The sequence below is a fragment of the Microbacterium sp. NPDC091382 genome, assembly GCF_044757025.1.
In the GTDB taxonomy this organism is placed as follows: domain Bacteria; phylum Actinomycetota; class Actinomycetes; order Actinomycetales; family Microbacteriaceae; genus Microbacterium.
On record NZ_JBIVUD010000001.1, the window covers coordinates 1,248,068 to 1,272,839 of the forward strand.

Annotated in this window: 22 protein-coding genes and 1 tRNA gene; 13 read left to right on the forward strand and 10 right to left on the reverse strand. The window is 69.5% G+C overall.

Features of this window, described 5'->3' with window-relative positions:
* Positions 1-7: 7 nt before the first annotated feature.
* Both ACIQLK_RS06040 and ACIQLK_RS06045 read right to left on the reverse strand, forming a co-directional pair.
* On the reverse strand, positions 8-2,806 hold the full coding sequence (locus ACIQLK_RS06040; RefSeq protein ID WP_400363427.1) for a hypothetical protein: 2,799 nt from the start codon (positions 2,804-2,806) through the stop codon (positions 8-10).
* Positions 2,803-4,623 (reverse strand): HSP90 family protein, encoded by a 1,821-nt coding sequence (locus ACIQLK_RS06045; RefSeq protein ID WP_400363429.1) that lies wholly within the window; start codon positions 4,621-4,623, stop codon positions 2,803-2,805. Before ACIQLK_RS06045 ends, ACIQLK_RS06040 begins: the two co-directional genes overlap by 4 nt.
* 220 nt (positions 4,624-4,843) lie before the next feature.
* On the opposite strand from ACIQLK_RS06045, the gene ACIQLK_RS06050 reads away from it, so the two are divergent.
* The 9 genes from ACIQLK_RS06050 to ACIQLK_RS06090 all read left to right on the forward strand — a co-directional run bounded on the left by ACIQLK_RS06050 (position 4,844) and on the right by ACIQLK_RS06090 (position 11,205).
* Positions 4,844-4,916 (forward strand) — tRNA-Trp (locus ACIQLK_RS06050).
* Positions 4,917-4,960: 44 nt separating this feature from the next.
* Positions 4,961-5,227 carry a preprotein translocase subunit SecE gene (gene secE, locus ACIQLK_RS06055; protein ID WP_400363430.1) on the forward strand — a complete coding sequence of 89 codons (267 nt, stop codon included), beginning with the start codon at positions 4,961-4,963 and terminating at the stop codon, positions 5,225-5,227.
* 107 nt (positions 5,228-5,334) lie between these two features.
* Complete coding sequence (gene nusG / locus ACIQLK_RS06060; protein ID WP_400363432.1) at positions 5,335-6,342, forward strand: transcription termination/antitermination protein NusG; 1,008 nt, start codon at positions 5,335-5,337, stop codon at positions 6,340-6,342.
* A 184-nt stretch (positions 6,343-6,526) separates the two neighbouring features.
* The gene (rplK, locus tag ACIQLK_RS06065; protein WP_018186960.1) at positions 6,527-6,958 is read left to right on the forward strand and encodes a 50S ribosomal protein L11; all 432 of its coding nucleotides are present in this window, start codon (positions 6,527-6,529) and stop codon (positions 6,956-6,958) included.
* Positions 6,959-6,971: 13 nt separating this feature from the next.
* The gene (gene rplA, locus ACIQLK_RS06070; protein ID WP_400363434.1) at positions 6,972-7,661 is read left to right on the forward strand and encodes a 50S ribosomal protein L1; all 690 of its coding nucleotides are present in this window, start codon (positions 6,972-6,974) and stop codon (positions 7,659-7,661) included.
* 73 nt (positions 7,662-7,734) lie between these two features.
* On the forward strand, positions 7,735-8,784 hold the full coding sequence (locus tag ACIQLK_RS06075) for an NAD(P)H-dependent flavin oxidoreductase (RefSeq protein WP_400363435.1): 1,050 nt from the start codon (positions 7,735-7,737) through the stop codon (positions 8,782-8,784).
* Positions 8,785-8,893: 109 nt separating this feature from the next.
* On the forward strand, positions 8,894-9,688 hold the full coding sequence (locus tag ACIQLK_RS06080) for an amino acid ABC transporter substrate-binding protein (RefSeq protein WP_400363437.1): 795 nt from the start codon (positions 8,894-8,896) through the stop codon (positions 9,686-9,688).
* A gap of 70 nt (positions 9,689-9,758) precedes the next feature.
* Complete coding sequence (locus tag ACIQLK_RS06085) at positions 9,759-10,433, forward strand: amino acid ABC transporter permease (RefSeq protein ID WP_400363439.1); 675 nt, start codon at positions 9,759-9,761, stop codon at positions 10,431-10,433.
* Positions 10,420-11,205 carry an amino acid ABC transporter ATP-binding protein gene (locus ACIQLK_RS06090; RefSeq protein ID WP_400363441.1) on the forward strand — a complete coding sequence of 262 codons (786 nt, stop codon included), beginning with the start codon at positions 10,420-10,422 and terminating at the stop codon, positions 11,203-11,205. Before ACIQLK_RS06085 ends, ACIQLK_RS06090 begins: the two co-directional genes overlap by 14 nt.
* Before the next feature lie 5 nt (positions 11,206-11,210).
* Here the strand turns inward: ACIQLK_RS06090 and ACIQLK_RS06095 are convergent, their stop codons facing one another.
* The 8 genes from ACIQLK_RS06095 to ACIQLK_RS06130 all read right to left on the reverse strand — a co-directional run bounded on the left by ACIQLK_RS06095 (position 11,211) and on the right by ACIQLK_RS06130 (position 19,530).
* Positions 11,211-11,471, reverse strand: a complete 261-nt coding sequence (locus ACIQLK_RS06095) for an acylphosphatase (protein WP_400363443.1) — start codon at positions 11,469-11,471, stop codon at positions 11,211-11,213.
* A gap of 17 nt (positions 11,472-11,488) precedes the next feature.
* Positions 11,489-12,520: an NADP-dependent oxidoreductase gene (locus tag ACIQLK_RS06100; RefSeq protein WP_400363445.1), complete on the reverse strand. Its 1,032-nt coding sequence runs from the start codon at positions 12,518-12,520 to the stop codon at positions 11,489-11,491.
* A 139-nt stretch (positions 12,521-12,659) separates the two neighbouring features.
* Positions 12,660-13,145 (reverse strand): MarR family winged helix-turn-helix transcriptional regulator, encoded by a 486-nt coding sequence (locus ACIQLK_RS06105; RefSeq protein ID WP_400363447.1) that lies wholly within the window; start codon positions 13,143-13,145, stop codon positions 12,660-12,662.
* A 1-nt stretch (position 13,146) separates the two neighbouring features.
* Positions 13,147-14,826 carry an MDR family MFS transporter gene (locus ACIQLK_RS06110; RefSeq protein ID WP_400363448.1) on the reverse strand — a complete coding sequence of 560 codons (1,680 nt, stop codon included), beginning with the start codon at positions 14,824-14,826 and terminating at the stop codon, positions 13,147-13,149.
* Positions 14,827-14,967: 141 nt separating this feature from the next.
* On the reverse strand, positions 14,968-15,645 hold the full coding sequence (locus tag ACIQLK_RS06115; RefSeq protein ID WP_400363449.1) for a YqaJ viral recombinase family protein: 678 nt from the start codon (positions 15,643-15,645) through the stop codon (positions 14,968-14,970).
* 55 nt (positions 15,646-15,700) lie between these two features.
* The gene (locus ACIQLK_RS06120) at positions 15,701-16,882 is read right to left on the reverse strand and encodes an ROK family protein (protein ID WP_400363451.1); all 1,182 of its coding nucleotides are present in this window, start codon (positions 16,880-16,882) and stop codon (positions 15,701-15,703) included.
* Positions 16,883-16,990: 108 nt separating this feature from the next.
* Positions 16,991-18,058 (reverse strand): ABC transporter permease, encoded by a 1,068-nt coding sequence (locus tag ACIQLK_RS06125; protein WP_400363453.1) that lies wholly within the window; start codon positions 18,056-18,058, stop codon positions 16,991-16,993.
* Complete coding sequence (locus tag ACIQLK_RS06130; protein WP_400363879.1) at positions 18,055-19,530, reverse strand: sugar ABC transporter ATP-binding protein; 1,476 nt, start codon at positions 19,528-19,530, stop codon at positions 18,055-18,057. Before ACIQLK_RS06130 ends, ACIQLK_RS06125 begins: the two co-directional genes overlap by 4 nt.
* A gap of 318 nt (positions 19,531-19,848) precedes the next feature.
* Between ACIQLK_RS06130 and ACIQLK_RS06135 the strand changes: the two genes are divergently transcribed.
* The 4 genes from ACIQLK_RS06135 (at position 19,849) to ACIQLK_RS06150 (ending at position 24,389) form a co-directional block, all read left to right on the forward strand.
* Positions 19,849-20,895: a substrate-binding domain-containing protein gene (locus tag ACIQLK_RS06135; protein ID WP_400363455.1), complete on the forward strand. Its 1,047-nt coding sequence runs from the start codon at positions 19,849-19,851 to the stop codon at positions 20,893-20,895.
* A gap of 83 nt (positions 20,896-20,978) precedes the next feature.
* Positions 20,979-22,124 carry a Gfo/Idh/MocA family protein gene (locus ACIQLK_RS06140; RefSeq protein ID WP_400363882.1) on the forward strand — a complete coding sequence of 382 codons (1,146 nt, stop codon included), beginning with the start codon at positions 20,979-20,981 and terminating at the stop codon, positions 22,122-22,124.
* Positions 22,125-22,160: 36 nt separating this feature from the next.
* Positions 22,161-23,165, forward strand: a complete 1,005-nt coding sequence (locus ACIQLK_RS06145; RefSeq protein ID WP_400363457.1) for a sugar phosphate isomerase/epimerase family protein — start codon at positions 22,161-22,163, stop codon at positions 23,163-23,165.
* Positions 23,166-23,405: 240 nt separating this feature from the next.
* A complete protein-coding gene (locus ACIQLK_RS06150; RefSeq protein WP_400363459.1) occupies positions 23,406-24,389 on the forward strand; it encodes a hypothetical protein in 984 nt (327 codons plus the stop codon).
* The last annotated feature ends 383 nt before the right edge of the window (positions 24,390-24,772 follow it).

The window sequence follows — 24,772 nt, forward strand, 5'->3', positions numbered from 1 at the left end:
TCGCGCATCAGGCCGAGGTCGTCGCGCGGATGTCCGCGGCCTCGCCGTGACGGCCGAGACCCTCGTAAAGGTCGCCCAGTTCCAGCGCCGCCTGCTGTCGGAGCGGCTCGTTTCCGCCCTCGGTCGCGTGGTCGATCGCGGACCTGTAGAGCAGGACCGCATCGGCCGGTCGATCGACGCCGACCAGCAGCCGGGCGGCCAGCAGCTCCGACCCCGCGCCCGAGCCCGGGTCGCCGGCCTCGGCGAAGCCGTCCGCGGCCTGCAGGGCGGTCGCCATGGCTTCGTCGACGCGCTCGCGGGCTGCCAGCAGCCGGGCGCGGGTGTCGAGCACGTCGGCGACGTACCAGTGGGCCTCGTTCGCGCGGCCGAGGGCCAGCGCCCGGTCGATCACCTCGAAGGCGTCGTCGTCGCCGCGCTGCATCTTCGCCTGAGCGAGCAGGTGGAGCGCTTCGGCGTGCAGACCGATCTGATCTTCGCGACCGTCGGTCAAGCCGAGGGCGGTCTCGATCGCGACGACGGATTCGTCGTACTCGCCGAAGTTCCCGAGGTGGCGCCCCTGCGCGACGAGGGCGAAGGCCTGGCCCTCGGGCTCGCCCGCCTCCTCGTGCAGGTCGGCGGCGAAGCCCCACGCGCCCACGGCGTTGCCGAAGTCGCGCGCGTCCTCGTACGCCCGCGCGAGCAGTCCCACGGTGATGCCGCGCGAGCCGGCGGGCACGTCGGCGGCCACCTCGTCCTGGAGGACCTGATGGAGCGCGTCGACGGCCTCCTCCGGCATCCCGGCCGCGATCATAGCCCGACCGAGTCGGTAGCGCGCATCCGACGTGGGGGCACCCGCGGACTCGTACCGCTCGACCGCCGTGCGGTAGCGGCCGGCGGCGACCGACGCCTCGCCGGCATCCTCGTGCAGAGCTCCAGCCAGCACGAACGCCTCGGCGATGCGCACGTCGTCCGCACCGAGCGCGAGGAGCAGCCGCGCCACCTCATCGGCCGCAGCCGCGCCCTCGGCGAACTCCTCGGCCACGCCGTGCAAGCGTGCCTGCGACGCAAGGGCCCGGGCGCGACGACCGTCGCTGATCGGCTCCGCCAGGAGGGAGGTGAGGTCCGCGCGAGCGTCGTCGAACCGCGAAGCGGATGCGGCGGCATCGATCGCGAGCAGCCGGGCGCCCTGAGCGCGCACCGCGTCGCCCGCGTCGGAGAACAGGCGTGCCGCTTCGCGCGCATGGTCGTGGGCTTCGGCAGGTGACCCCTCGTACATCTTCGCCACCGCGAGCGTCGCGACGAGGTCGCCCCGGACCGCCGCGGGGGCCGCCGCGACCGCGGCCAGCTCAGCACTGAGGGCATCGCCGGCCCCTGCCAGGTCCTTCCCGAACAGGACGAGCCCGAGGCGCTCCTCGAGATCCGCCTGCTCCGACTGTCCGGCGGCGCGGAGGATGGACAGCCGCTGCGGCAGGAACGCCTCGGCCTCCGAGATCCGGTCGGTGGCGACGAGGCCGCCCAGCAGGTGCGAGGACAGCACCACGCCCTCTGCGGGGGCGGCATCCGTCAGCAGCTCCCGGAGCGGGCCGATCGCTGCGGAGGAGCCGGCGTGCGCGAGCGCGACCGCGCGTGCGGCCCGCTCCTCGCGGGTCAGGGCCGGCGCGGGCGCGACGACCGTGGAGAAATCGTGCGAGCGGATCGGCACGTCGTAGCGCTCGGCGCCGACCTCGCGCAGCCGCTGGAGGTTCCGGGTGTGCGCATCGGTGCCGTTGCGACGGTCGAACGCCGCGGCGATGTCGCCGGCGGCACGCCAGGAAGCACCGGCGAGCTCGTCCACGCGCCACGGGCCGTCGTGCGGGCCGAAGACGGGCGCGAGCGCCTCGGCGTCCGAGCCGCGGACGGTGAGCTCGGGGTGACCGGCGGCGGCGACGGCGTCGAGGGCGAGCGCGAAGGCTCCGAGGGCCGTCGCGTGGGCGTCGGCGTCGAGTCCGTCGTGGACGAGCCACGGCAGGTGTCGCTCGACGAGAGCGAGCGCGCGCGCCTCGTTGCCGGTCACCGCGCAGAACACGACGTTCTTCGCGACGATCGAGAGGTTGTCGGGATTGTCCTTCGCCAGACGGTAGCTGCGCAGGTGCGCGGTGCGCGCCTCATCGAGCATCCCGGCGCGCAGGTAGGGGAGGAGGATGCGCGCCAGGGCGTGCTCGGGCTCCTCGCCGCACGAGAAGCCGTTCTCGATCATCTCGCCGACGAGGCGGATGGCTTCCTCTTCGCGGCCGGTCTCGATGAAGAAGCCGGCGAACTCGCTCCGCACGCACGCATCGCAGTGGCTGTAATCATCGCGCGGCGTCGCCTCGAGTGTGCGCTGCAGTTCCGCGGCCTCGTCCATCCGACCGGCGGCCCAGGCGTCCTCGAAGCGGGCCATGAGGACACCGCTCGGGCCGACGCCGGCGCGCTGGTAGTGCGCCTCCATGTCGTCGAGGACAGCCGCGATCTGCTCCGACGCGAACTCCGGCGAACTGGCGAGGGCGCTGGCCATCCACTTGTACTGCCACAGCACGTCGCCGGCGCCCTCGACCTCGGCCGGGAACCGCTCCGGGTCGGCGTCGTGGTGTGCCAGACACCACGCGAACGAGGTCAGCATGAGGTCGGTATCGCCGCCCATGTTGGCGCTGGAGGTCTGCCGCAGGCGGGCTTCGTACTCGAGGCGCTCGTCGCCGCTCTCCTGCGCCAGTGCGACCGCTTGCGCGACCAGCGCCTGCTCCTGCGGACCCCACGGGGTGTTGTCGATCTCGTCGAAGAGGGATCGGATGCGGGATGCGTAGCCGGTCATGAGACTCCTTCTGTCGCGGGAGGGGCGTCGGTGTCGATGGCGCGGTCGACGAGCTCCGACAGCGCGTCCGACATCATCGTGCGGTCGCGAGGTCCGAGAGGGTGATGGCCGGCGAGCAGCGACTGCACGTAGAGCAACTCGACGCTCAGGTCGAAGACACGACCCGGCGGCGTTGCGGCCAGCTTGCGGATCATCGGGTTGGTCCAGTTCAGGCAGAGCCGGGCGGCGAGGTCATCCGCGCTGCGACCACCCGAGGCGATGTTCGCGGCGCGGTCGAGGACGCCGCCCCACAACGCCCCGCCCGCGCTGCGCGCGCGGCCGCGGTCCAGCGCCCGGAGCACGTCCGGGTCGGCGACGAACAGCCCCGGCAGATCAGGGCGGTCGAACCTTCGCACCGCGACGTCGACGTCCTCGAGGGCCGCCTTCGCGCGCTCCTCGAGGCTCGTCGCGGCGGCGCGGTCGTCGAGGGGCGCGAGATCGAGTCGGTCGACCTCGCCGACGACGTCGACCCGTTCCACCTCCACGCCGGGGAACAGCTCGGGGATGCGGCGGACGAGGTCGGCGTCGTAGAGGTACCCGCCGTTGACGAGGACGCCGCCGGCGGAGGTCATGCCGGCCACCTGGCGGAACTCGTCCACCGTCTCGGCGTAGCGGATGGTGGAGAACCGGCGAGCCAGCTCCTCGACGCGCAGATGCCCCGCGGTCGTCTCGACCGAGAGCCATCGGGCGACGAATCGGGCGAGCTCGTCGTCGTGGCGGACGAGGGACTTGAGGGCGATCTCGTGGATCGACACGAACTGCGCCAGCCGCACGGGGTCCTGCAGTGCGAGCTCGAGGATCCAGCGGCGGATCGCCTCTCCGATCTCCTCGCGGGTCTGTTCCAGCGCATCGTCGTCGACGAGCGACTCGCGACTGGCGGTGGGGTGCAGTGTGCCGGAGTCGACGACCGCTCGCGCGAAGAACGCCCACGCGGGCAGGAGCTCGTCAGCACGCTCGGTCAGCAGCATCCGCCGCAGGTAGACGCGCGTGCTCTGACGCGTAGACGGGGGAGGGGCGAAGGGCAGGACGAAGGCGACCCCTCGCGTCTGCGTCCCCGGGACGTGCAGCGGGATGACGTCGAGGGGCTCAGCGCCGATGAGCTCCCGCCCGTAGGCGAGCCGCTGCTCCAGATCACCGTCGAGGAAGGGGGCGGGCTCGGTGACGATCGTCTCGCCGCCGCCGGGAAGATCGACGACGACCGTGTGCGGCAGATACCGTCCGAAGGTCTCGGCGAGTTGCATGACGGTGCTCGTCCCGAGCAGGGATGGTGTGTCCGCGCGCGGCGTGAGGTGCACGCTCGTGCCGACCGGGATGTCCTCGGCGTAGGGCGTGACGGTGAAGGTGCCGTCCGAATGGCCGGTCCACTCGACCGGAGGCGAGCCCGCAGCGCTCCGGGAGCGGATGACGATCGTGTCGCACACCATGAAGCACGACAGCATGCCGATCCCGAACTGGCCGAGGAAGTCTTCGCGCGGCAGGTCGAAGATGTCCCGCTTGGAACTGCGCCCCACCGTCGCCAGGAGGTCGGCGACCTCGGACTCGGTGAGCCCGACGCCGTCGTCGCGCATCACGAACTCGGGTGACCGGTCGCTGACGGGGGTGATGCGGATGCGGCCGCCGCGGCCGTCCACGGCGCGTCGCGCGGCGATCGCGTCCACCGCGTTCTGGAGCAGTTCGCGCAGGAACACCCGCGGGCTCGAGTAGATGTGGCGGCTCAGCAGGTCGATGACCCCGCGCAGGTCGACCTGGAACTGTCGGGCGGCAGTACTGTCGGTCACCGCGCTCCTCGGTAGTCGTCGATCATCCGATGCCGCACCCCCTGCAGCACCCGCCGCGGAGCGGCCGATCCAGCCTAGCCAGGGCGGCGGACGACGAGGAGGGATGCCGCGCGTTCGCCACCCTCCGAGCCATGCCGTATGCTTGTCCACGCAGTTGTCTGCATTCTTTTGCCGTGCCCATGGGTCGGACAGGATGTGGATCCCCGGGTCGCAAGACCTTAGGGCGGTAGCTCAATTGGCAGAGCAGCGGTCTCCAAAACCGCAGGTTGCAGGTTCGATTCCTGTCCGCCCTGCGCGTCAGCGTCAGCTGACTCGAACCGAGCAACAGGTGGGTTGAATGGTCCAGGATGAGCCGAACGGCGAGGTCGTCGCTGCCAGCAGCGGCGCCACCCGTGAGAAGAAGCTCAACTTCTTCCAGCGGATCGCCCTTTTCATCCGCCAGGTGATCGCCGAGCTCCGCAAGGTCGTGACTCCGACCCGGCAGGAGCTGGTGAAGTTCACCCTCGTGGTTCTGGGGTTCGTCGTGGTCGTCATGGCCATCGTCTACGGGCTCGACCTGTTCTTCACCTGGATCACCAACGTCGTCTTCGACGTTCCCAGGTGACGCCGGGCGATCAGCCGTCGCGGTGACGGACGGCATCCCGGATCATCGGAACCGCCCGCCGCGTTGCCGCCGAACATCGAAGCCGAACCTGCAGGGAAGTGAATGACGTGACCGAACGATATGTCGACGACGCCGACTGGTCGACCGCCGCGGAGCAGTCCAGTGAGGACGACGAGGCGCAGGAGGGCAACGTCCTGGCGGGCCAGGAGCGTTCCGCCGAGTCCGCCGAGCACGCCGCCCTGCACATCGAAGAGGACGAGCCCGTCGAGGACGAGCCGACCGGAGAGGACGCCGTCGTGATCGAGGACCCCGAGGCCGACCGCATCGTCAACGACGCGCTCGAGATCGACCAGGCCGATGAAGCCGAAGCCGCCGCCGAGGTGCTCACCGAGTCGCTCGCCGACGAAGAGGAGGAGCGGGCCGCGGCTGCCGCCGACGAGGTCGCCCCCTACGACGGTCCCGAGCTCGGCGACGACGAGGACGAGACCCCGGACGACCCCTACGAGGCGTTCCGCCAGGAGCTCCGCTCGCTCGAGGGCAAGTGGTACGTCATCCACTCCTACGCCGGATTCGAGCGCAAGGTGAAGGCCAACATCGAGCAGCGCAAGTCGACGCTCGAAGTCGAGGACGACATCTACCAGGTCGAGGTCCCGATGGAGGACGTCGTCGAGATCAAGAACGGCCAGCGCAAGATGGTCAACCGCGTGCGCATCCCGGGCTACGTGCTGGTGCGCATGGAGCTCAACGAGGACACCTGGTCGGTCGTGCGCCACACCCCCGGTGTCACCGGCTTCGTCGGCAACGCGCACAACCCGACGCCGCTGCGCTTCGAAGAGGCGTTCAACATGCTGAAGCCGCTCGTCGAGGCCAAGGAGGTCGCGCCGGCCAAGGGCGCCACCGCCACGAAGGGCTCCGCGACGCAGGCGCGCTCGGTCATCACCGAGGTCGACTTCGAGATCGGCGAGACCATCACGATCAAGGAGGGCTCGTTCGCCGGCCTTCCCGGATCGATCTCCGAGATCAAGCCCGAGAGCGGCAAGCTCACCGTCCTCGTCTCGCTCTTCGAGCGCGAGACGCCGGTCGAGCTCAGCTTCGATCAGGTCACCAAGCAGTAAGCGCTGCCCGCGCTGCAAAGGCCCCGCTCCGGCGGGGCCTTCGTCGTGCCGAGGGGATGCCGGATGCGGTAGACTCATGTGGTTTGTGCGCCGTTTCGTCGTGCGCGCGGACACCACCACGTCCCGGATCCGCCGGGGCCGTGGGAGAACGAGGCATCCGTCTCGCTCGTGAAAGGAAAAGGAAATGGCACCGAAGAAGAAGGTGACCGGCCTGATCAAGCTTCAGATCAACGCCGGTGCAGCCAACCCGGCGCCGCCGATCGGCCCCGCGCTCGGTCAGCATGGCGTCAACATCATGGAGTTCTGCAAGGCGTACAACGCCGCGACCGAGTCGCAGCGCGGCAACGTCATCCCCGTCGAGATCACCGTCTACGAGGACCGCAGCTTCACGTTCATCCTGAAGACCCCGCCCGCCGCGGAGCTCATCAAGAAGGCCGCCGGTGTGGCGAAGGGTTCTGCGACCCCGCACACCACCAAGGTCGCGAAGCTCACCAAGGATCAGGTCCGCCAGATCGCCGAGACGAAGATGCCCGACCTGAACGCCAACGACATCGAGGCCGCCTCGCTGATCATCGCCGGCACCGCCCGTTCCATGGGCATCACGGTCGAGAGCTGAGGGGAACAGAACAATGGCTAAGTCCAAGGCTTACGAAGCAGCAGCGGCCAAGATCGACCGCTCCACGTTCTACTCCTCCGAGCAGGCTGTCGCCCTCGCCAAGGAGACCGGTTCGGCCAAGTTCGACTCGACCGTCGAGGTCGCGCTGAAGCTCGCCGTCGACCCGCGCAAGGCGGACCAGATGGTCCGTGGCACGGTCATCCTGCCCCACGGCACCGGCAAGACCGCCCGCGTCATCGTGTTCGCGACCGGTCCTGCCGCTGAAGCCGCTCTCGCCGCTGGTGCGGACGAGGTCGGTGGCGCCGAGCTCATCGAGAAGGTCGCCGGTGGCTACACCGCGTTCGACTCGGCCGTCTCGACCCCCGAGCTCATGGGCCAGGTCGGTCGCCTCGGAAAGGTCCTCGGACCCCGCGGCCTCATGCCGAACCCGAAGACCGGCACCGTGACCCCCAACCCGGCCAAGGCCGTCGAGGAGATCAAGGGCGGAAAGATCGAGTTCCGTGTCGACAAGCACGCCAACGTGCACTTCGTCGTCGGCAAGGCATCGTTCTCGGCCGAGCAGCTCAACGAGAACTTCACCGCAGCTCTCGAAGAGATCGTGCGTCTGAAGCCGTCGAGCTCGAAGGGCCGCTACATCCAGAAGGGCGCCATCTCGACCACGTTCGGTCCCGGCATCCCGCTGGACGTCAACGCTCTCGTCTGAGTCGCAGACACAGCAAGGGGCTCCACCTCCGGGTGGGGCCCCTTCGTCGTCCCCGCCTTGGTAGCGTCGTCGCGTGGCCCGCGACATCCTGACGCTGTTCGGCATCGACGCACCGATCGTGCTGGGGCCCTTCGGCGGGCTTTCCTCGATCGCGTTGACAGCGAGCGTGAGCCGCGGGGGCGGTCTCGGATCGTTCGGGCTCTACGCGTACTCGGGTGATCGGATCCGCGAGACGGCGGCGGCCCTGCGCGACGCGACCAGCCGGCCGTTCGCGCTGAACCTCTGGCTGCCCACCGGTGACGAGGTCGAGCCCGGGGACGCGGACCTCGCCGCCGCCCGTGCGGCGACGGCACCGCTGTTCGCCAGCGCCGGGGCGACCCCGCCGCCGCTGCCGGACGTCTTTCTGCCCTCGCTCGACGAGCAGCTCGACGCGGTATGGGATGCCGCGCCCGCGGTCCTCAGTGTGGTGTTCGGCGTCCCCGCGGCCGACGTCGTGGCCGAGGCTCATCGCCGCGGCATCCGCGTCGTGGGGACGGCCACCTCCGTCGCGGAGGCCGTCGCGCTGGCGGCCGGGGGAGTGGACGCGATCGTCGCGAGCGGCGCGGAGGCCGCCGGGCATCGCGTGAGCTTCCTGCGGCGGGCGGAGGACTCGCTCGTGGGCGCCCTCGCCCTTGTCCCGCAGGTCGTCGACGCGGTCGACGTGCCGGTCGTCGCGGCGGGCGGGATCGCCGACCGCCGGGGCGTCGCGGCGGCATTCGCGCTCGGTGCCTCGGGCGTGCAGGTGGGGAGTGCGTTCCTGCGCACTCGGCAGTCGGCGGCCTCCGATGCCCACCGCGACGCGCTGCGGACGGCGGCGGACACCGACACGATCCTCACCCGTGCGATGAGCGGGCGGTTGGCCCGCGGCATCCCGAATCGGGCCGTCCGCACCATCGAAGAGACGGATGCCGTCGCGCCCTTCCCCGCGCAGAACTGGCTGACCGGGGCATTCCGCGCGGCGGCGCGGGATGACGCGGACCTGATCTCGCTGTGGGCGGGCCAGGCGGCGGGGCTGTCGCGCTCGGACGACGCGGACGAGGTCTTCGCGGAGCTCGCCGCAGGGGTTCCGGCCCGCTCGCGCTGAAACAGTCCGTCACCCACGGGAATCATTCACGCGGATGCGTGTTGTACTGAGGGGCCGCGCGCGCCACCGCGCCTGCGTGCCGATCCTCACCCCCTCACCAAGGAGACCCATGTCCCGTCGCCGTACCGCCGCCCTCGGAGCCCTCGCCCTCAGCGCCGCCCTGGCACTGACCGCCTGCTCCTCGAGCTCGAACGGATCGGGCGCCGGCGATGACCTCGGTCTTGCGAAGGCGGGGACCCTGACCGTCGCGACGGAGGGCACGTACCGTCCCTTCACGTACCACGACGAGAGCGGAAAGCTCGTCGGGTACGACGTCGAGATCATCGAAGCCGTGGCGAAGAAGCTCGACCTGAACGTCGAGTTCCAGGAGACGCAGTGGGACGGCATCTTCGCGGGTCTCGACGCGGGTCGCGTCGACGTCATCGCGAACCAGGTCTCGATCAACCCCGAGCGTGAGCAGAAGTACCTCTTCAGCGAGCCGTACACGGTCTCGCCGAGCGTCGTCGTGGTCAAGGACGACGACGACTCGATCTCGAGCTTCGCCGACCTCAAGGGCAAGAAGACCGCGCAGTCCCTGACGAGCAACTTCTACAAGCTCGCCGAAGAGGCCGGCGCCGATGTCACCCCGATCGAGGGCTGGGCTCAGGCCGTCGAGCTGCTTCGTCAGGGCCGCGTCGAGGCGACCGTCAACGACAAGCTGACCTTCCTGGACTACGAGAAGACCGACGGGCCGACGGGCCTGAAGATCGCGGCGGAGACCGACCCCGCCGAGAGCGCGGTCGTCACCACGAAGAACAAGAAGGCGCTCATCGAGAAGATCGACGATGCGCTGGCCGACCTGCGCGAAGATGGAACCCTCGCCAAGATCAGCGACAAGTACTTCGGAGCCGACGTCACCGAGTGACACCGGCCCCGGCGGGCTCGGCGGAGCGCGGAAACGCGACCGCCGAGCCCGTTCCACGTTCTGCGAAAGGATGCCGGTGGACACCGATACATGGCACCTGATCCTGACCTCGTTCTGGCCCATGTTCAGTGCGGGGATCACCGTCACGATCCCGCTCGCGCTGATCTCCTTCGCGATCGGTCTGGTCCTCGCGATCGCCGCCGCACTCATGCGCATCTCGGGCAGCCGGATCCTCTCGGGGATCGCCCGGTTCTACATCTCGGCGATCCGAGGCACCCCGCTCCTCGTGCAGATCTTCGTGATCTTCTACGGTCTGCCCCAGATAGGTGTGCTGATCAACGCGTACCTGGCGGCGGTCATCGCCCTGTCGCTGAACGTGGGCGGTTACGCCGCGGAGGTGGTGCGGGCGGCGATCCTGTCGGTGCCGAAGGGGCAGTGGGAAGCGGGCTTCACCGTCGGCCTCTCGCGGTCGACGGCTCTGCGGCGCATCATCCTCCCGCAGGCGGCGCGCGTCTCGGTCCCGCCGCTGTCGAACACGTTCATCTCGCTCGTGAAGGACACCTCGCTCGTCGCCTCGATCACCGTGGCCGAGATGTTCCTCGCCGCCCAACGCATCGCCGCGTTCAGCTCGGAGTTCCTCATCATCTACATCGAGGCGGCGTTCATCTACTGGCTCTTCTGCCTCGTCCTGTCCTTCGGTCAGGGCCGCATCGAACGGAGGCTCGACCGCCGTGTCGCACACTGACGCACCCCTGCTCACCGTCACCGGGCTCCGCAAATCGTTCGGCGAGAACGTCGTCCTCGACGGGGTCGACTTCTCGGTCTCACCGGGGCAGGTCGTCTGCCTGATCGGCCCGAGCGGATCGGGCAAGACCACGGTCCTGCGATGCCTCAACGGCCTCGAGACCCCCGACGCCGGTGTCGTCGTCTTCTCCGACGGTCAGCGTCACGACTTCGCGGAGCCGGTGCGGGGCAAGGCGGCGAAGCAGCAGCGCGCGGCCCTCCGCGATCGGTCCGCCATGGTCTTCCAGCAGAACAACCTCTTCCCGCACCTCACCGTGCTCGAGAACGTGATCGAAGGCCCCGTTCACGCCCACGGTGCGGCGAAGGATGCCGCAGTCGCCGAGGCCGAGCGGCTGCTGGCTCGCGTGGGTCTGGCCGAGAAGCGCGACGCGTACCCGCACGAGCTCTCCGGCGGACAGCAGCAGCGCGTCGGAATCGTCCGGGCTCTCGCTCTCACACCCGACGTCCTGCTGTTCGACGAGCCGACCAGTGCCCTCGACCCGGAGCTGGTCGGCGAGGTGCTCCTCGTCCTGAAAGAGCTCGCCGACGAGGGATGGACGATGGTCATCGTCACCCACGAACTCCAGTTCGCCCGCCAGGTGGCCGACGAAGTGGTCTTCTTCGACGACGGCGTCATCGTCGAGCGGGGGCGTCCGCGCGACATCTTCACGGCGCCGAAGAACGAGCGCACGCGTCGCTTCCTCGACCGCATCCTCCGGCCCCTCGAGGACTGACCCCCTCACGCGTCCCGGCGGATCTCGAATCCGTCCTCGTCATCCACCGGCGGCATCTCGGTCCCGGCGACGTCGTCGACGACGGCGCCGCGAGGTCCGGTCGCGGCCCAGTCCACGACGGATTCCACCACGGCGGCACCCCCCTGCACCTCTGCTTCGACGGAGCCGCCTGCGAGGTTGCGGACCCAGCCCGTGGCACCGGCGCCGCGGGCGACGTGCTGCATCGAGTAGCGGAACCCGACGCCCTGGACGACGCCGCGGATCACCAGCCTGACCCGCCGCATCACGCGTCCGCCACCGTCAGCACGACTTTGCCGCGTACGTGGCCCCGCTCGATCTCGCGGTGGGCGGCGGCGGCGTCGGCGAGGTCGAACACGCGGTCGATGAAGACCTGGATCGATCTCGAGTCGAGGAGGCGCCCGAGCGTCGCGAGCACCGATCCGTCGGGGACGACCTTGTACGTCGTCGCGCGCACACCGGCAGCTGCGGCGGCATCCGCATATCCTGGCCACGCCCCCGTCGGGACCATGACGTACAGACCGCCGGGGCGCAGGACCGTCAGCGACCGCGTGCCCGTGTCGTCGTGCACATTGCCGACGAGGTCGATGACGACGTCCATCTCGCCCACGACGTCCTCGAACCGTGTCGTCGAGTAGTCCACGACCACGGATGCCCCGAGTTCCCGGAGCCAGGCGAGGTTGGCCGCCGACCCGGTCGCCGTGACGTGCGCGCCGAAGTAGGCGGCCAGCTGCACGGCGAAGTGCCCCACGCCACCGGACCCGGCATGGATGAGCACACGCTGACCCTCGTGAGCGTGAGCCGTCTCGACGACGAGCCCCCACGCGGTCAGTGCGGCGAGGGGGACCCCCGCGGCTTCGACGTGCGAGAGCGATGTCGGCTTACGGGCGACGGAGAGGCTGGGGACGACCACGTACTCGGCGTAGGCGCCACCCGAGCGGGGGAACGGCACCATGCCGAAGACCTGCTCACCCGGCTGCAGCGGGTGCGCCTCGAACGGGCTCTTCACGACGATGCCGCTGAAGTCGAAGCCGAGTGTGGTCGGGTAGCCGGGGATCTGCCCCGTGACCCCGCGGCCGGAGCGGGTCTTCGCATCGATCGGGTTGGCTCCGGCGGCGACCACGCGCACCAGGAGTTCGCTCATTGCGGGCTCGGGCACCGGAATCTGCTCCTCGCGCAGAACGTCGGCTGCGCCGGGCGCGTCGTAGACGATGGCGCGCATGTCCGTGGGAGGGGCGGTCACCTCGACCACCTCGCTCGTGGTGGGGGCTGCGGATCGCAGCGGCCGGAATCGCATCGGCTGCTCCTTCTCACCAGCGCTCGACGGCGGACGCTGGGGGTGCTCGGTGGACGACCAGTCAATCGCGCGATTGTCTCGGCGGTGTTACGTCGGCATCACCGGGTCGAGAAACGCGTGTCGTCGTGTCCGGCGTGGCCTACGTCGTGGGGCCGCCGTCGGGCCGCGATCCGGCGACGAGGGCGTGCAGCAGGTGCGCGAGGTTCTCGATGTCCTCGACGCGCCAGTCGCTGAGAGCCTCGAGCAGGGCACCCTCTTGCGGACCGCGGGCCGCGGCCAGCCGCTCGCGGCCGTGATCGGTCGCCGTCAAGAGACTGGAGCGACCGTCGGTCGGGTCGGGGGTGCGTTCGATGAGCTCCAGATCGGTGAGCTCGCGGACCGTGCGGCTCAGCTGCCCCTTGTCGAGGATGAGCATCTCGGCGAGGGCGGACTGCGTGATCGGCTCGTGGCGGGCGATCGTCGTGAAGACCTTGTAGGCACCCGGCAGCATGCCGGGGCTGACGCTGTTGGCGTTCTCGATGATCCTTCGGCGGAACAGGGCGATCAGATCGCTGAATTCGCCCTCGAGGGCGCGCACCGCCAGGGTGCGCGCCTCTCGATCGGACTGCGTGGACATCTCGCCCATGTTATCGGCGGGTCGTCGCCTCGGCCTGAGCGTCGGGGCCCGCATCAGCGTCGGCGACGGGCACGGCGCCGGTCGCGGTGATGCCGTCCATGCCGGCGGGGACCGACACCGTGGCCAGATCCGCCTCCGAGGCGTTGCGACGCTCCGAGGTGGTCATCGTGCTGAGCGACCGGTTCGGCAGGAAGATCACCGCGAGGATGCTCAGGATGCCGAACGGCACGGCGATCAGGAACGCGGACGAGATGCCTTGGGCGTAGATGTCCTCGACGATGACCCGGAGCTGCTCGGGCATCTCGGAGACGCGGGGGAGCGTGCCCGAGCTGAGCTGCGTGCCCCATGCGGCCCCGGACGGGCCGAGAGCGGTCAGGGTCTCGATCAGGCGATCATGCGCGCCGGTGAAGAGGTCCGCGACGCGCGACGCGAGAGCGGCGCCCATGAGCGAGACGCCGATCGTGCCGCCGAGGCTGCGGAAGAACGTGACGCCCGAGCTGGCGACGCCGATCTCGCTCGGCTTGGCACTGTTCTGGACGGCCAGGACGAGGTTCTGCATCGTCATGCCGACGCCGGCGCCGAGCAGGAACATGTAGACCGAGACGAGGAAGAAGTCGGTGTCGTAGTGGATCGTCGACAGGAGCGCGGCGCCCGCGGTCAAGAGGATGCTGCCGACGACGAGGTACGGCTTCCAGTGCCCGTAGCGGGTGATGAGAGCGCCGACTCCCACGGACGAGAGCAGGAGGCCGGCGATCATCGGGATCGTCATGAGGCCGGCTTCCGTCGGCGTCGCGCCGCGGGCCATCTGCATGTACTGACCGAGGAAGACCGATGCGCCGAACATCGCGATGCCGGTCGCGATCGAGGCGACCACGGCGAGGGTGAAGGTGCGGTCGCGGAACAGCGTCAGCGGGACGAGGGGCTCCGAGGTGCGCAGTTCGACGATGACGAACAGGATCGCGGCGAGGACGGCGCCGCCGACCATGAGGATCGTCTCGGTGCTCCACCAGTCGTAGTCGCGACCGGCGCTGGTGACCCAGATGAGTAGGAGCGAGACGGCGGTCGACAGCAGCACGATCCCGATGTAGTCGATCTTCGGACGCCGGCTGGACGGCGCGGATGCGGGGATCGTTCGCTGCACCATGATGAGCGCCGCGACGGCCACAGGGAGGGAGACGAAGAAGTTCCAGCGCCACCCGAATCCGTCGGTGATGACGCCGCCCAGGAGTGGTCCCCCGACGGTGGCGACGGCCATGACGGCCCCGAACAGGCCCATGTACCGACCGCGCTCGCGAGGACTGATGATGTCGGCCATGAGCACCTGGCTGAGAGCGGCGAGGCCTCCGGCGCCGACGCCCTGTGCGGCGCGGAAGGCGATGAGAGTGCCGGGGTCCTGCGCGAAGCCGGCGGCTGCCGTTGCGAGGACGAAGATCACGAGGGCGATCTGGTACAGCGTCTTACGGCCCATGAGGTCGGCGAGCTTGCCCCAGATGGGCGTCGAGATGGCGGTGGTGAGCAGGGTGGCGGTGACGACCCAGGTGTAGGCGCTCTGGTCACCGTTCAGGTCGTGGATGATCACCGGCAGCGAGGTCGACACGACGGTCGAGGCGATCATCGAGACGAACATGCCGAGAAGAAGGCCCGACAGCGGGGCGAGCACCCGACGACGAGTCGGAGTGGTGGTGGTCATGTACAGCTCCAGATGGTTGACACGCGTCAAAGATTGAGAGAGGTCAACTATATGTGGATGTTTGATCCGTGTCAACTATCGGTCGAATCGGCGCGAGGGCACGCGAAAGGGGCCGGACGCGGCCGGGCATGATCCTGCGACTCAGTCGGCGAGGGCGAGCGCGCGGAAGATGTCGCGCTCGCGCAGCTGCTCGCGACGGCTGACCGGTGCCGCGGGCTCTCGCCGGGGCGGGGTGTTGCCGGTCGTGCGGTGGTACAGCTCGTCGATCAGTGCCGTCGCGAGACGGACCAGCGAGCCGATCTCGGCCTCGTCGCGGTCGATCCACGCGCATCGCGGTTCGTCACGGAGCGGCACGAAGTCCTGATGCTCCTCCCACACGACGAGCGTGCGCTCGGCGCCAAGAACGTGCTGCTGCCACCACACCTGACGCAGGTAGGTCCGGGGGATGGACTTCCACGTCTTGTTGGTCGTCTTGATCTCGGCCAGGACCACGCGACCCCCGGCATCCACCATGATCCCGTCCGGGGTCGCGAGGTGACGCTTCTCGACCTCGGCGTGGAAGAGGGCGGAGGACGGACGGATGCCGTGGGTCGCCGCGACCCACGCGGCGATCTCGGGCTCGCGGCGTCGGCCGTGGTCGGTGTAGGCGTTTCCGCTGAAGCCCGACCCGTTGAGCTTCGCCTCGGCGGCGCGGGCGATCGCCCGCTCGCTGGTGAGCGTTGCGACGTCGGTGGCGGTGATCCCGCGGGAGCGTGCCCGCATCCACGCGACCCGGTCGCGGGAGTCCGCGACGATCCGGGCGGCGAGTTCGGGGGTCACCCGTCGATCCTAAGTCGCCCCTCCCGCACGACGGCTCAGACCCGCCGTCGCCGGCTCACGACGACGGCGCAGCCGCGGCCGAGAGGACGTCGCGGGACAGGGCGTGTTCGACCGCCAGGATGCTGGCGCCCAGAACGCCGGCCTCGGCTCCCGTGGCGGATTGCACGATGGAGAGGTGCGCCGTGGCCAGCGGGGCGGACCGCGCATAGACCACTTCGCGCACCCCGGCGATGAGGTGCTCACCGACCCGGGCCATGGATCCGCCGATGGCGATGACCGACGGGTTGACCAGGCTGACGCACGTCGTGAGGACCTCGCCGATGTCGCGCCCCGCCTGCCGCACGGCTTGGATGGCATCGACGTTGCCGCTCTTGACGAGGTCGACCACGTCGTTGCTGGTGTGGGCTTCGACCCCGATCGCGCGCAGGCTCCGGGCGATGGCGGGCCCGGAGGCGAGGGCCTCGAGGCAGCCGCGATTGCCGCAGGTGCAGGGGACCTCTCCGCCGCGAGAGACATGTACGTGTCCGATGTCGCCCGCGACGCCCTGAGCGCCGCGCTGAAGGTGGCCGTCCGAGATGAGACCCGCGCCGATACCGGTGGCGATCTTCACGAAGAGGAGGTTGTCGACGGAGGGCCAGGCGACGGCGCGCTCGCCGAGAGCCATCGTGTTCACGTCGTTGTCGACGAGGACGGGGACGTCGATGTGCTCCTGCAGCCACCCGGGGATGTCGAAGCCGTCCCATCCCGGCATGATCGGGGGAGTGGACGGCCGCCCGCTGGAATGCTCCACCGGACCGGGGACGCCGATACCGACGGCGGCGACGGATGAGTCGTCGCGGCCGACCTCGGACAGCAGACGACGGGCGCCGTCGAGGAGCCATGACAGCACGGCATCCGGCCCATCGGCGATGTCGATGCGCTCCGAGGACTCCGCGAGGATCGTCCCGGCGAGATCGGCGACGGCCACCGTCGCGTGCGAGGCCCCGAGGTCGGCGGCGATGACGACTCTCGCCCCGGGGTTCAACGCGAATTGCGAGGGCGGTCGCCCGCCGGTCGACACCTTGTCCGCGACCGCGGTCACCAGGCCCATCCGCATGAGTTCGTCGACGCGCGCCGCGATCGTCGAGCGCGCCAGCCCCGTCGACTTGGCGAGCTCGGCGCGGGTGCGGGGGACCCCGTCCCGCAACAGCTGGAAGAGTTCGCCGACGCCGGAGGCGAGGGTGGTGGTGTCTGTCATCGGGTCACTTCTTCCAGGTCCTGCCGCCGACGGCTCGGCTCGACGCGCGTCCATTGTCCCCCGTGTCCGTATGGCCGCCCCGCATGTGACGCGCCCGGGAACGCGGAGTCAGGACGATCGACCGGCCGGACGGGCGAACCTCTGCTGCAGCAGCACGGCGACGACGATGATGACGCCCTTCGCCACGGCCTGGACCGACGAGGTCAGGTTGTTCTGGATGAAGACGTTGGTGAGGGTCTGGAAGATCAGGACGCCGAGGACCGTGCCGGTGATCGTCCCCCGTCCGCCGATCAGGAGGGTTCCGCCCACGACGACCGCGGCGATGGCGTCCAGCTCGTAGAGCTGCCCGTTGACGGATGTGCCCGCCGTGGTGCGCCCGAGGATCATCACGCCCGCGATTCCCGCGCACAGTCCCGACAGCGCGTAGAGATAGAGCACGTGTCGCTTCACGTTGATGCCGGCCAGACGCGCAGCCTCACGGTTTCCGCCGATCGCGACCGTCCGCCTGCCGAAGGTGGTCCGGTTCAGCAGGACCCATCCGAGGACCGAGACGACGAGGAAGATCCAGATCAGCATGTCGACCCCGAGGATGTCGAGGTTCATGAACGTGATGAACTCGCGCTGCCCGCCGACCTGCAGGGTCCGTCGGTCCGCCAGGATCTCGGCCAGCCCGCGGGCCCCGACGAGCATGGCGAGAGTCGCCATGAAGGCGACCACGTTGCCGTAGGCGATGACGATGCCGTTCACGAGTCCGGCGAAGACGCCGACGGCCATCGCGATGACGACCATGACGATCCAGTGGGTCTGATCGGCGAGATCCTGCACGGCCGCGAGCGCACCGACGACGGACGCGAGCCCCAGAACGGAGCCGACGGAGAGGTCGATCCCGCCCGCGATGATGACGAGCGTCATCCCGATGCTGATGACGCCCACGATGGAGGCCTGGCGCAGGATGACCATGATGTTCGACAGGCCGAGGAAAGTGTCGGGTGCGGTCGCGGCGCCCACGATGACGAGCACGAGGAGGGCGAGGACGAGGCCGAGATTGCGTCCCACCGAGCCGGACAGGATGCGTCGCCACATCGGGGCGTCGGGGGCAGTGACGGTCGACGTGGTCGTCGGGGGCTCGCTCGGGGTCAGCGGTGCGTCCGCTCCCGTGGTGGTCTGCTCGCTCACGCGGCGGTTCCTTTCATGACGAGGTCGAGCACTCCGTGCTCGTCGATCTGGGAGGACGGGAGAGTGGAGAGGATGCGGCCCTCCGCGATCACCAGGACGGTGTCGGACAGACCGATCACCTCTTCGATCTCGCTCGAGACGACCACGACGGCGTTCCCCTCCGCAGCCAGACGCCGGATGAGGGCGTAGATCTCGGCGCGGGCGCCGACGTCGACGCCGCGCGTCGGTTCGTCGAGCAGGAGGACGCGGGTGCCGTGCACGAGCCACCTCGCCAGCAGGATCTTCTGCTGGTTGCCGCCGGAGAGCGTGCGCGCCGGTCGGTCGGGGTCGGGCGGTCGCAGCTCGAGCGCGTCGATCTGAGAACGGGCAGCCGCTCGCTCGGCCCGGAAGTCGACGAAGCCGCCGCGGGCGAACTTCGGAATGGACGGGAGCGTCACGTTCATCGCGATCGGTTCATCGAGAACCAGTCCCTGGCTCTTGCGTTCCTCGGGCGACAGCCCGACGCCGGCAGCGACCGCGTCGACGACGGAGCCGCGCCGGAGCGAGCGCCCCGACACGGTCACCGACCCGGACGTGGCTCGTCGCGCGCCGTAGACGGTCTCGAGGATCTCCGATCGTCCCGATCCCACGAGCCCAGCCAGTCCGACCACCTCGCCGGCGCGCACGCGGAACGAGACGTCGTCGAAGACGCCCCGGAGCGAGAGACCCTCGACGTCGAGGACCACGGGAGCGTCAACCGGGAGGGGGACCGGGGCGGGGAAGACGTTGGCGACCTCGCGGCCGGTCATGAGCCGGATCAGCTCCGCCGTCGAGGTCCCGGCGACGGGGAGTCCGGTCGCCGTGGTCCGACCGTCCTTGAGGACCGTGATGCGATCACCGATCTGTCGGATCTCCTCGAGGCGGTGCGTGATGTAGACGACGGCGATGCCCGCGGACGTGAGCTCTCGGACGACGCCGAAGAGGTTCTGCACCTCGTGGGCGTCGAGGACCGCCGACGGCTCGTCCATGATGATCAACTTCACGTCGTGAGACAACGCCCGCGCCATCGCCACGATCTGCTTGTTGGCTGCACTCAGCTGGCCGACCTCCGTGTTCGGAGAGAGCGAGCCGTGTCCCAGGCGTGTCAGAAGGTCCCTCGTCCGGGCGGCGGCCTCGCCGCGTCGCGTGAACCCTCCGCGGGAGAGTTCGTGGCCGAGGAAGATGTTCTCGGCGATGCTGAGCCCGTCGACGACATCGAGCTCCTGATACATCGTCGCGATGCCCAGGGCGAGCCCGGCGTCCGGGTCTGCGATCTCGACGACCTCGCCGTTCCAGCGGATCTCGCCGTCGTCGGGTCGGTGCACACCCGCGAGCGTCTTGATGAGCGTCGATTTGCCGGCACCGTTCTGACCGAGGATGCAGTGCACCTCGCCGGCTCGGACCGCGAGATCCACTCCTCGCAGAGCGCGCACGCCGGCGAAGGACTTCGTCACGCCGCGGACGTCGAGTAATGACGATTCATGGTCGACTTTGATCACGCGGCGAACATAACACGACCGATTCCAGTTGCGCGACGTGCATCTCCGGACCGCTCGCGGCGTGGCTGAGCGCGATTCTCCTGGAGGAAGCGCTGATTCTCGGCACTTTGAGGTCACCGGACTTATGTCGAAAAGAAAACAAAAGTTGACGGCGTGCGCGTGCGTTCTGTTATGTTCATCCCGTCAGCGCTGACCCTCCTCAGGTGCGTACTCGACGCCGAGAGGCGCGCTGGTCGCTTCACACCAGAGCTGCATCACATTCAAGGAGGAAACATGCGCTCACGCATGACGGCGCGGACGCGCCTCGTCCTGACCGGCGTCGCCGCCGCCGCCTCGGTCGGCCTGCTGGTCGGCTGTACGGGCACGGGAGCCGACGAGAACGGTGCCGAGAGGCAAGGCACCACCACGGAGGAGAACGCCGCCAGCGGTGACACCGTCACGATCGGCTTCTCCGGTCCCGCAGCCGACCACGGCTGGCTGGGCGCCATCAACTCGGGTGCGGCCGACGCCGCCGCGAGCTTCGACGACGTCGAACTGAAGACGGCGGAGGGGACGAACGACCCCATCGCCCAGATCGCAGCCGTGGAGACGTTCGTCAACGACAAGGTGGACGCCATCGTCCTCCTTCCGACCGACGGCGCTGCTCTCACCGAAGCCGCGATCGCCGCGATGAACGCCGGCATCCCCGTCATCAACGTCGACCGGGAGTTCTCGAGCCCCTTCGCCGCGCGTGCGACGATCCTCGGGGACAACTACGGCATGGGCGTCTCTGCGGGCACCTACATCTGCGAACAGCTCGACGGGAAGTCCGACGCAGTGGTGGCCGAGATCGCCGGCATCGACTCGCTTCCGCTGACGCAGGACCGGTCGCAGGGGTTCGCCGATGCCCTGAAGGACTGCGGGCTGGACGTCTCGGCGCGTGTCGCGGCTGACTTCACCGTCGCCGGCGGTGAGTCCGCGGCATCCCAGCTGCTCTCGGCCAACCCGAAGATCGACGCCATCTGGAACCACGACGACGACCAGGGCATCGGCGTCCTCGCGGCCATCGAGTCCGCCGGCCGCGACGAGTTCTTCATGATGGGAGGCGCGGGCAGCAAGGCCGCCATGGAAGCCATCAAGGACGACGACAGCGTGCTGAAGGCGACCGTCATCTACCCGTCGACGCAGGCGGCCGACGGTGTCGCACTCGCGCGCCTGATCGCGCAGAGCAAGACGCTCGGTGACATCGTGACCCCCGGCATCCCGAACCGTATCGTCCTCGACGCGCCGGTCGTCACGAAGGACAACGTCGACCAGTACATCGACCTCGCCTTCGAGTGATCACCCCGGGGGCGCCCGGTGCGTGGGCGCCCCCACACGACTTCCGAGAGGACACCGACATGACGGAGAAGCTCCGGGTCGCGATGATCGGCCACGGCTTCATGGGAGCCGCTCATTCCCAGGGATGGCGGGTCGCGCCGAGGTTCTTCGACCTCCCGCTCGACCCGGTGCTGCACGTCGTGACGGGTCGTGACGCCGACAGCGCCGCCGCTGCGGCGGCCAAGTGGGGCTGGGCGGAGTCCTCAGCCGACTGGCGGGCGACCATCCTCCGCGACGACGTGGACGTGGTCGACATCGTCACGCCCGGCGACACGCATGCCGAGATCGCGATCGCCGCGCTCGAGGCGGGCAAGCACGTCCTGTGCGAGAAGCCGCTGGCCAACTCCGTCGCCGAGGCCGAGGCGATGACGCAGGCCGCGGCCCGCGCCGAGGCGCGCGGCACCCGCTCGATGGTCGGCTTCACGTACCGCCGGGTGCCCGCGGCGACGTTCGCCCGCGATCTCGTCGCCGCAGGCCGGCTGGGCGAGATCCGCCAGGTCCGTGCCGAATACCTGCAGGACTGGCTGATGGATGCCGAGGCGCCGATGACGTGGCGACTCGACAAGCAGAAGGCGGGATCCGGCGCCCTCGGCGACATCGGAGCGCACGCCGTCGACCTCGCCGAGTTCATCACGGGGCAGACGGTCGACAGCGTCTCGGGCATCGTCGAGACGCTCGTCGACGAGCGGCCGCTCCTCGGCGAGGGCATCGGACTGTCGGGCACCGCGAGCGCCGAGCGCGGCCGCGTGACCGTCGACGACGTCGCTCTCTTCACCGGCCGACTCCGTTCCGGTGCTCTCGCATCCTTCGAGGCCACGCGCTACCGGACCGGGCGCAAGAACGCCCTCCGCGTCGAGGTGTCCGGCACCCGGGGCGCGCTGGCGTTCGACCTCGAACGGCTGAACGAGCTCGAGTTCTACGACGCGACCGCGGCCGAGACCGAGCTCGGCTTCCGTCGCATCCTCGTGACCGAGCACGATCACCCCTATCTGGCGCCGTGGTGGCCGACCGGACACATGCTCGGCTACGAGCACGGCTTCTCGCACCAGGTCCTGGACTTCACGACGGCGATCGCCGCGGGCTCCGCGCCTCGACCGTCCTTCGCCGACGGTCTCCACGTGCAGCGGGTCCTCGACGCGGTGGAGCGCAGCTCCGCGGCCGACAGCCGCTGGACCTCGACCACAGACTGACGCGCGGGGAGACCCGCATCCGAGAAAGGAATCGCAATGGCGCGACCCATCACGCTGTTCACCGGCCAATGGGCCGACCTCCCGTTCGAAGAGGTCGCACGACTCGCAGGAGGCTGGGGGTACGACGGTCTCGAGATCGCCTGCTGGGGCGATCACCTCGACGTCTCCCGCTGGGACGACGCGGAGTACGTCCGCAGTCGCAAGGAGATCCTCGACCGCAACGGCCTTCAGGTGCACGCGATCGCCAACCATCTCGGCGGCCAGGCGGTGTGCGACGATCCCATCGACCAGCGGCACCGCGACATCTTGTCCGACCGGGTGTGGGGCGACGGCGACGCCGAGGGCGTCCGGCAGCGCGCGTCGGAGGGCATGAAGGACACGGCGCGGATGGCGGCGAAGCTCGGAGTGAAGATCGTGACGGGGTTCACGGGGTCGTCGATCTGGAAGTACGTCGCGATGTTCCCGCCGGCGTCCCAGGACATGGTGGATGCCGGCTACGAAGACTTCGCCAGGCGGTGGAACCCCATCCTCGACGTCTTCGACGAGGTCGGCGTGCGGTTCGCGCACGAAGTGCATCCGTCCGAGATCGCCTACGACTACTGGACGACCCACCGAGCCCTCGACGCGATCGGTCACCGCGAGGCGTTCGGGCTGAACTGGGACCCGAGCCACATGGTGTGGCAGGACCTCGACCCGGTGTCGTTCCTCTGGGACTTCCGCGACCGCATCATCCATGTCCACTGCAAGGACACGAAGAAGCGGTTGGGCAACGGCAGGAACGGCCGGTTGTCGTCGCACCTCGCGTGGGCCGACCCGCGTCGCGGCTGGGACTTCATCTCCACCGGGCACGGCGACGTTCCGTGGGAGGACGCCTTCCGCATGCTGAATGCGATCGGCTACACGGGACCCTTGTCGGTCGAGTGGGAGGACGCGGGCATGGATCGCCTCGTCGGAGCCCCCGAGGCCCTCGCCTTCGTCCGCCGCCTGTCGACCTACGAGCCGTCCGCCGCCGCCTTCGACGCCGCCTTCAGCACGCGCTGATCGCGCCCCGCGCCGCCCCGCGCCGAGCGCGCGCCCTGCCGCCCGGCATCCGCTCTGTCGTCCACATCATGTTCTCCGGTCGACATCACACGTCGTCGACTGCGCAGAACATGCGCCCTCGAACAGTTCACATGATGTGGAACTGTCGTTCTTTCCTCCACTGCGCCTCGGGGATCCCGCTGCCTCCCCGATCCGGCAGGCGTGTCCCTCGGGCCGAGTCGGAGCGGCGAGGCTCGCTGCATGCCCCGTCATATCTCCTTCGCCGAGGCGCGCCGGCTGGTTCTGGATCGCGCCACTCTGGAACGCGCCGGGTGGCGGTCGCGTGACATCACGGAGGCGGTGAAGGACGGTCGGATGCGGAGGATCCAACGCAACCGCTACGTCCTCGCCGAGCCGTTTGATGATCTGTGGCCCGAAGCGCGCCACCTCGTCGAGATCGCCGCCGCCGACGGCGAACGGCATGACGGGACGAGTGTGTTCTCGTATCAATCTGCAGCGGTGCTGTGGGGGCTGCCGCTCGCAAGGCACGTCCCTGATGCGGTTCATATGAGCATGCCGTCGGGTGACCGGATGACCAGCCGTCCGGCGCTACGCCGACATGCGGATCGACTCGAGCCCTCCGAGATCACGGCCCGATTCGGTGTGCCGTGCACGACGTTGGCTCGCACGCTCTGGGATGTGTGTCGAGTCCTCCCGCCGTCAAGCGGTGTCGCCGCAGCGGACGCAGCGCTGCGCATCGTGGCGGCCGATTCCGGCGGCGATCCGGAGGCGGTCGAGCGCTGGCGTCAGGGCGTGCTCGCCATCGGTCGGCGCAAGCGCGGCTCCCGCGGAGCGGCCCGAGCCGAGGCGGCCATCGCCTTCGCGAACCGTCTCGCCGAGAGCACGGGCGAGAGCATCGCGCGCTGGATGTTGGCCGAGATCGGATTCGCCCGATTCCGGCTCCAGGTCCCCGTGCGCGGGCCCGCGGGCTCGGACTATCGCGTTGACATCGAGCTGGAGGACGAGGGAGTCCTGGTCGAGTTCGACGGTGCGGTCAAATACCGCGACGGTGAGCTCCGCGCCGGTCGGCACCTGGACGACATCCTGCTCCAGGAGAAGCAGCGGGAGGACTGGATCCGAGGTGTGACGCAGAAGCGTCTCGTGCGCATCGGGTGGGCGGACCTCGACACTCCGGAGGTGCTCGCGGCGCGGATGGCCGCCTTCCGGGTCTCGCCTCGCCGCTGAGCGCGGAGCCCCCGGCATCCTCGCGTCCTCCGTATTCCACATCATGTCCTCCGGACGATGACGCATCTTGTGAACCGTCCAGATCATGGGCTCTCGTTGCGAGCACATGATCTGGCCAGCGCGGCGCCGGCGCGGCGCCAGCGCGGCGCCAGCCTGGCCAGCGCGGCGACGGCCTGGCCAGCGCGGCGCCAGCGCGGCGCCAGCGCGGCGACGGCGCGGCGACAGCGCGGCGACGCCCCCGGAGGCTCGGATGCCGGGATTTGGCACGCGCCGCGGCGCGGCATACACTGGAGTCAAGCCAAAGACCGTCGGTCATCGTCGTGCGCATGCGCACCCGATCGAAGCTCTGCATCGCAGGGGCCCACGCAGGTGTACGACAGACT

What these genes read in the sequence shown, in the direction of transcription:
- ACIQLK_RS06040 (WP_400363427.1), bottom strand. Translation starts at nt 2,806, where the DNA reads ATGACCGGCTACGCATCCCGCATCCGATCCCTCTTCGACGAGATCGAC.
- secE (WP_400363430.1), top strand. Translation starts at nt 4,961, where the DNA reads ATGGTCCAGGATGAGCCGAACGGCGAGGTCGTCGCTGCCAGCAGCGGC.
- rplK (WP_018186960.1), top strand. Translation starts at nt 6,527, where the DNA reads ATGGCACCGAAGAAGAAGGTGACCGGCCTGATCAAGCTTCAGATCAAC.
- rplA (WP_400363434.1), top strand. Translation starts at nt 6,972, where the DNA reads ATGGCTAAGTCCAAGGCTTACGAAGCAGCAGCGGCCAAGATCGACCGC.
- ACIQLK_RS06080 (WP_400363437.1), top strand. Translation starts at nt 8,894, where the DNA reads ATGTCCCGTCGCCGTACCGCCGCCCTCGGAGCCCTCGCCCTCAGCGCC.
- ACIQLK_RS06085 (WP_400363439.1), top strand. Translation starts at nt 9,759, where the DNA reads ATGCCGGTGGACACCGATACATGGCACCTGATCCTGACCTCGTTCTGG.
- ACIQLK_RS06100 (WP_400363445.1), bottom strand. Translation starts at nt 12,520, where the DNA reads ATGCGATTCCGGCCGCTGCGATCCGCAGCCCCCACCACGAGCGAGGTG.
- ACIQLK_RS06105 (WP_400363447.1), bottom strand. Translation starts at nt 13,145, where the DNA reads ATGGGCGAGATGTCCACGCAGTCCGATCGAGAGGCGCGCACCCTGGCG.
- ACIQLK_RS06110 (WP_400363448.1), bottom strand. Translation starts at nt 14,826, where the DNA reads ATGACCACCACCACTCCGACTCGTCGTCGGGTGCTCGCCCCGCTGTCG.
- ACIQLK_RS06120 (WP_400363451.1), bottom strand. Translation starts at nt 16,882, where the DNA reads ATGACAGACACCACCACCCTCGCCTCCGGCGTCGGCGAACTCTTCCAG.
- ACIQLK_RS06135 (WP_400363455.1), top strand. Translation starts at nt 19,849, where the DNA reads ATGCGCTCACGCATGACGGCGCGGACGCGCCTCGTCCTGACCGGCGTC.
- ACIQLK_RS06140 (WP_400363882.1), top strand. Translation starts at nt 20,979, where the DNA reads ATGATCGGCCACGGCTTCATGGGAGCCGCTCATTCCCAGGGATGGCGG.
- ACIQLK_RS06145 (WP_400363457.1), top strand. Translation starts at nt 22,161, where the DNA reads ATGGCGCGACCCATCACGCTGTTCACCGGCCAATGGGCCGACCTCCCG.
- ACIQLK_RS06150 (WP_400363459.1), top strand. Translation starts at nt 23,406, where the DNA reads ATGCCCCGTCATATCTCCTTCGCCGAGGCGCGCCGGCTGGTTCTGGAT.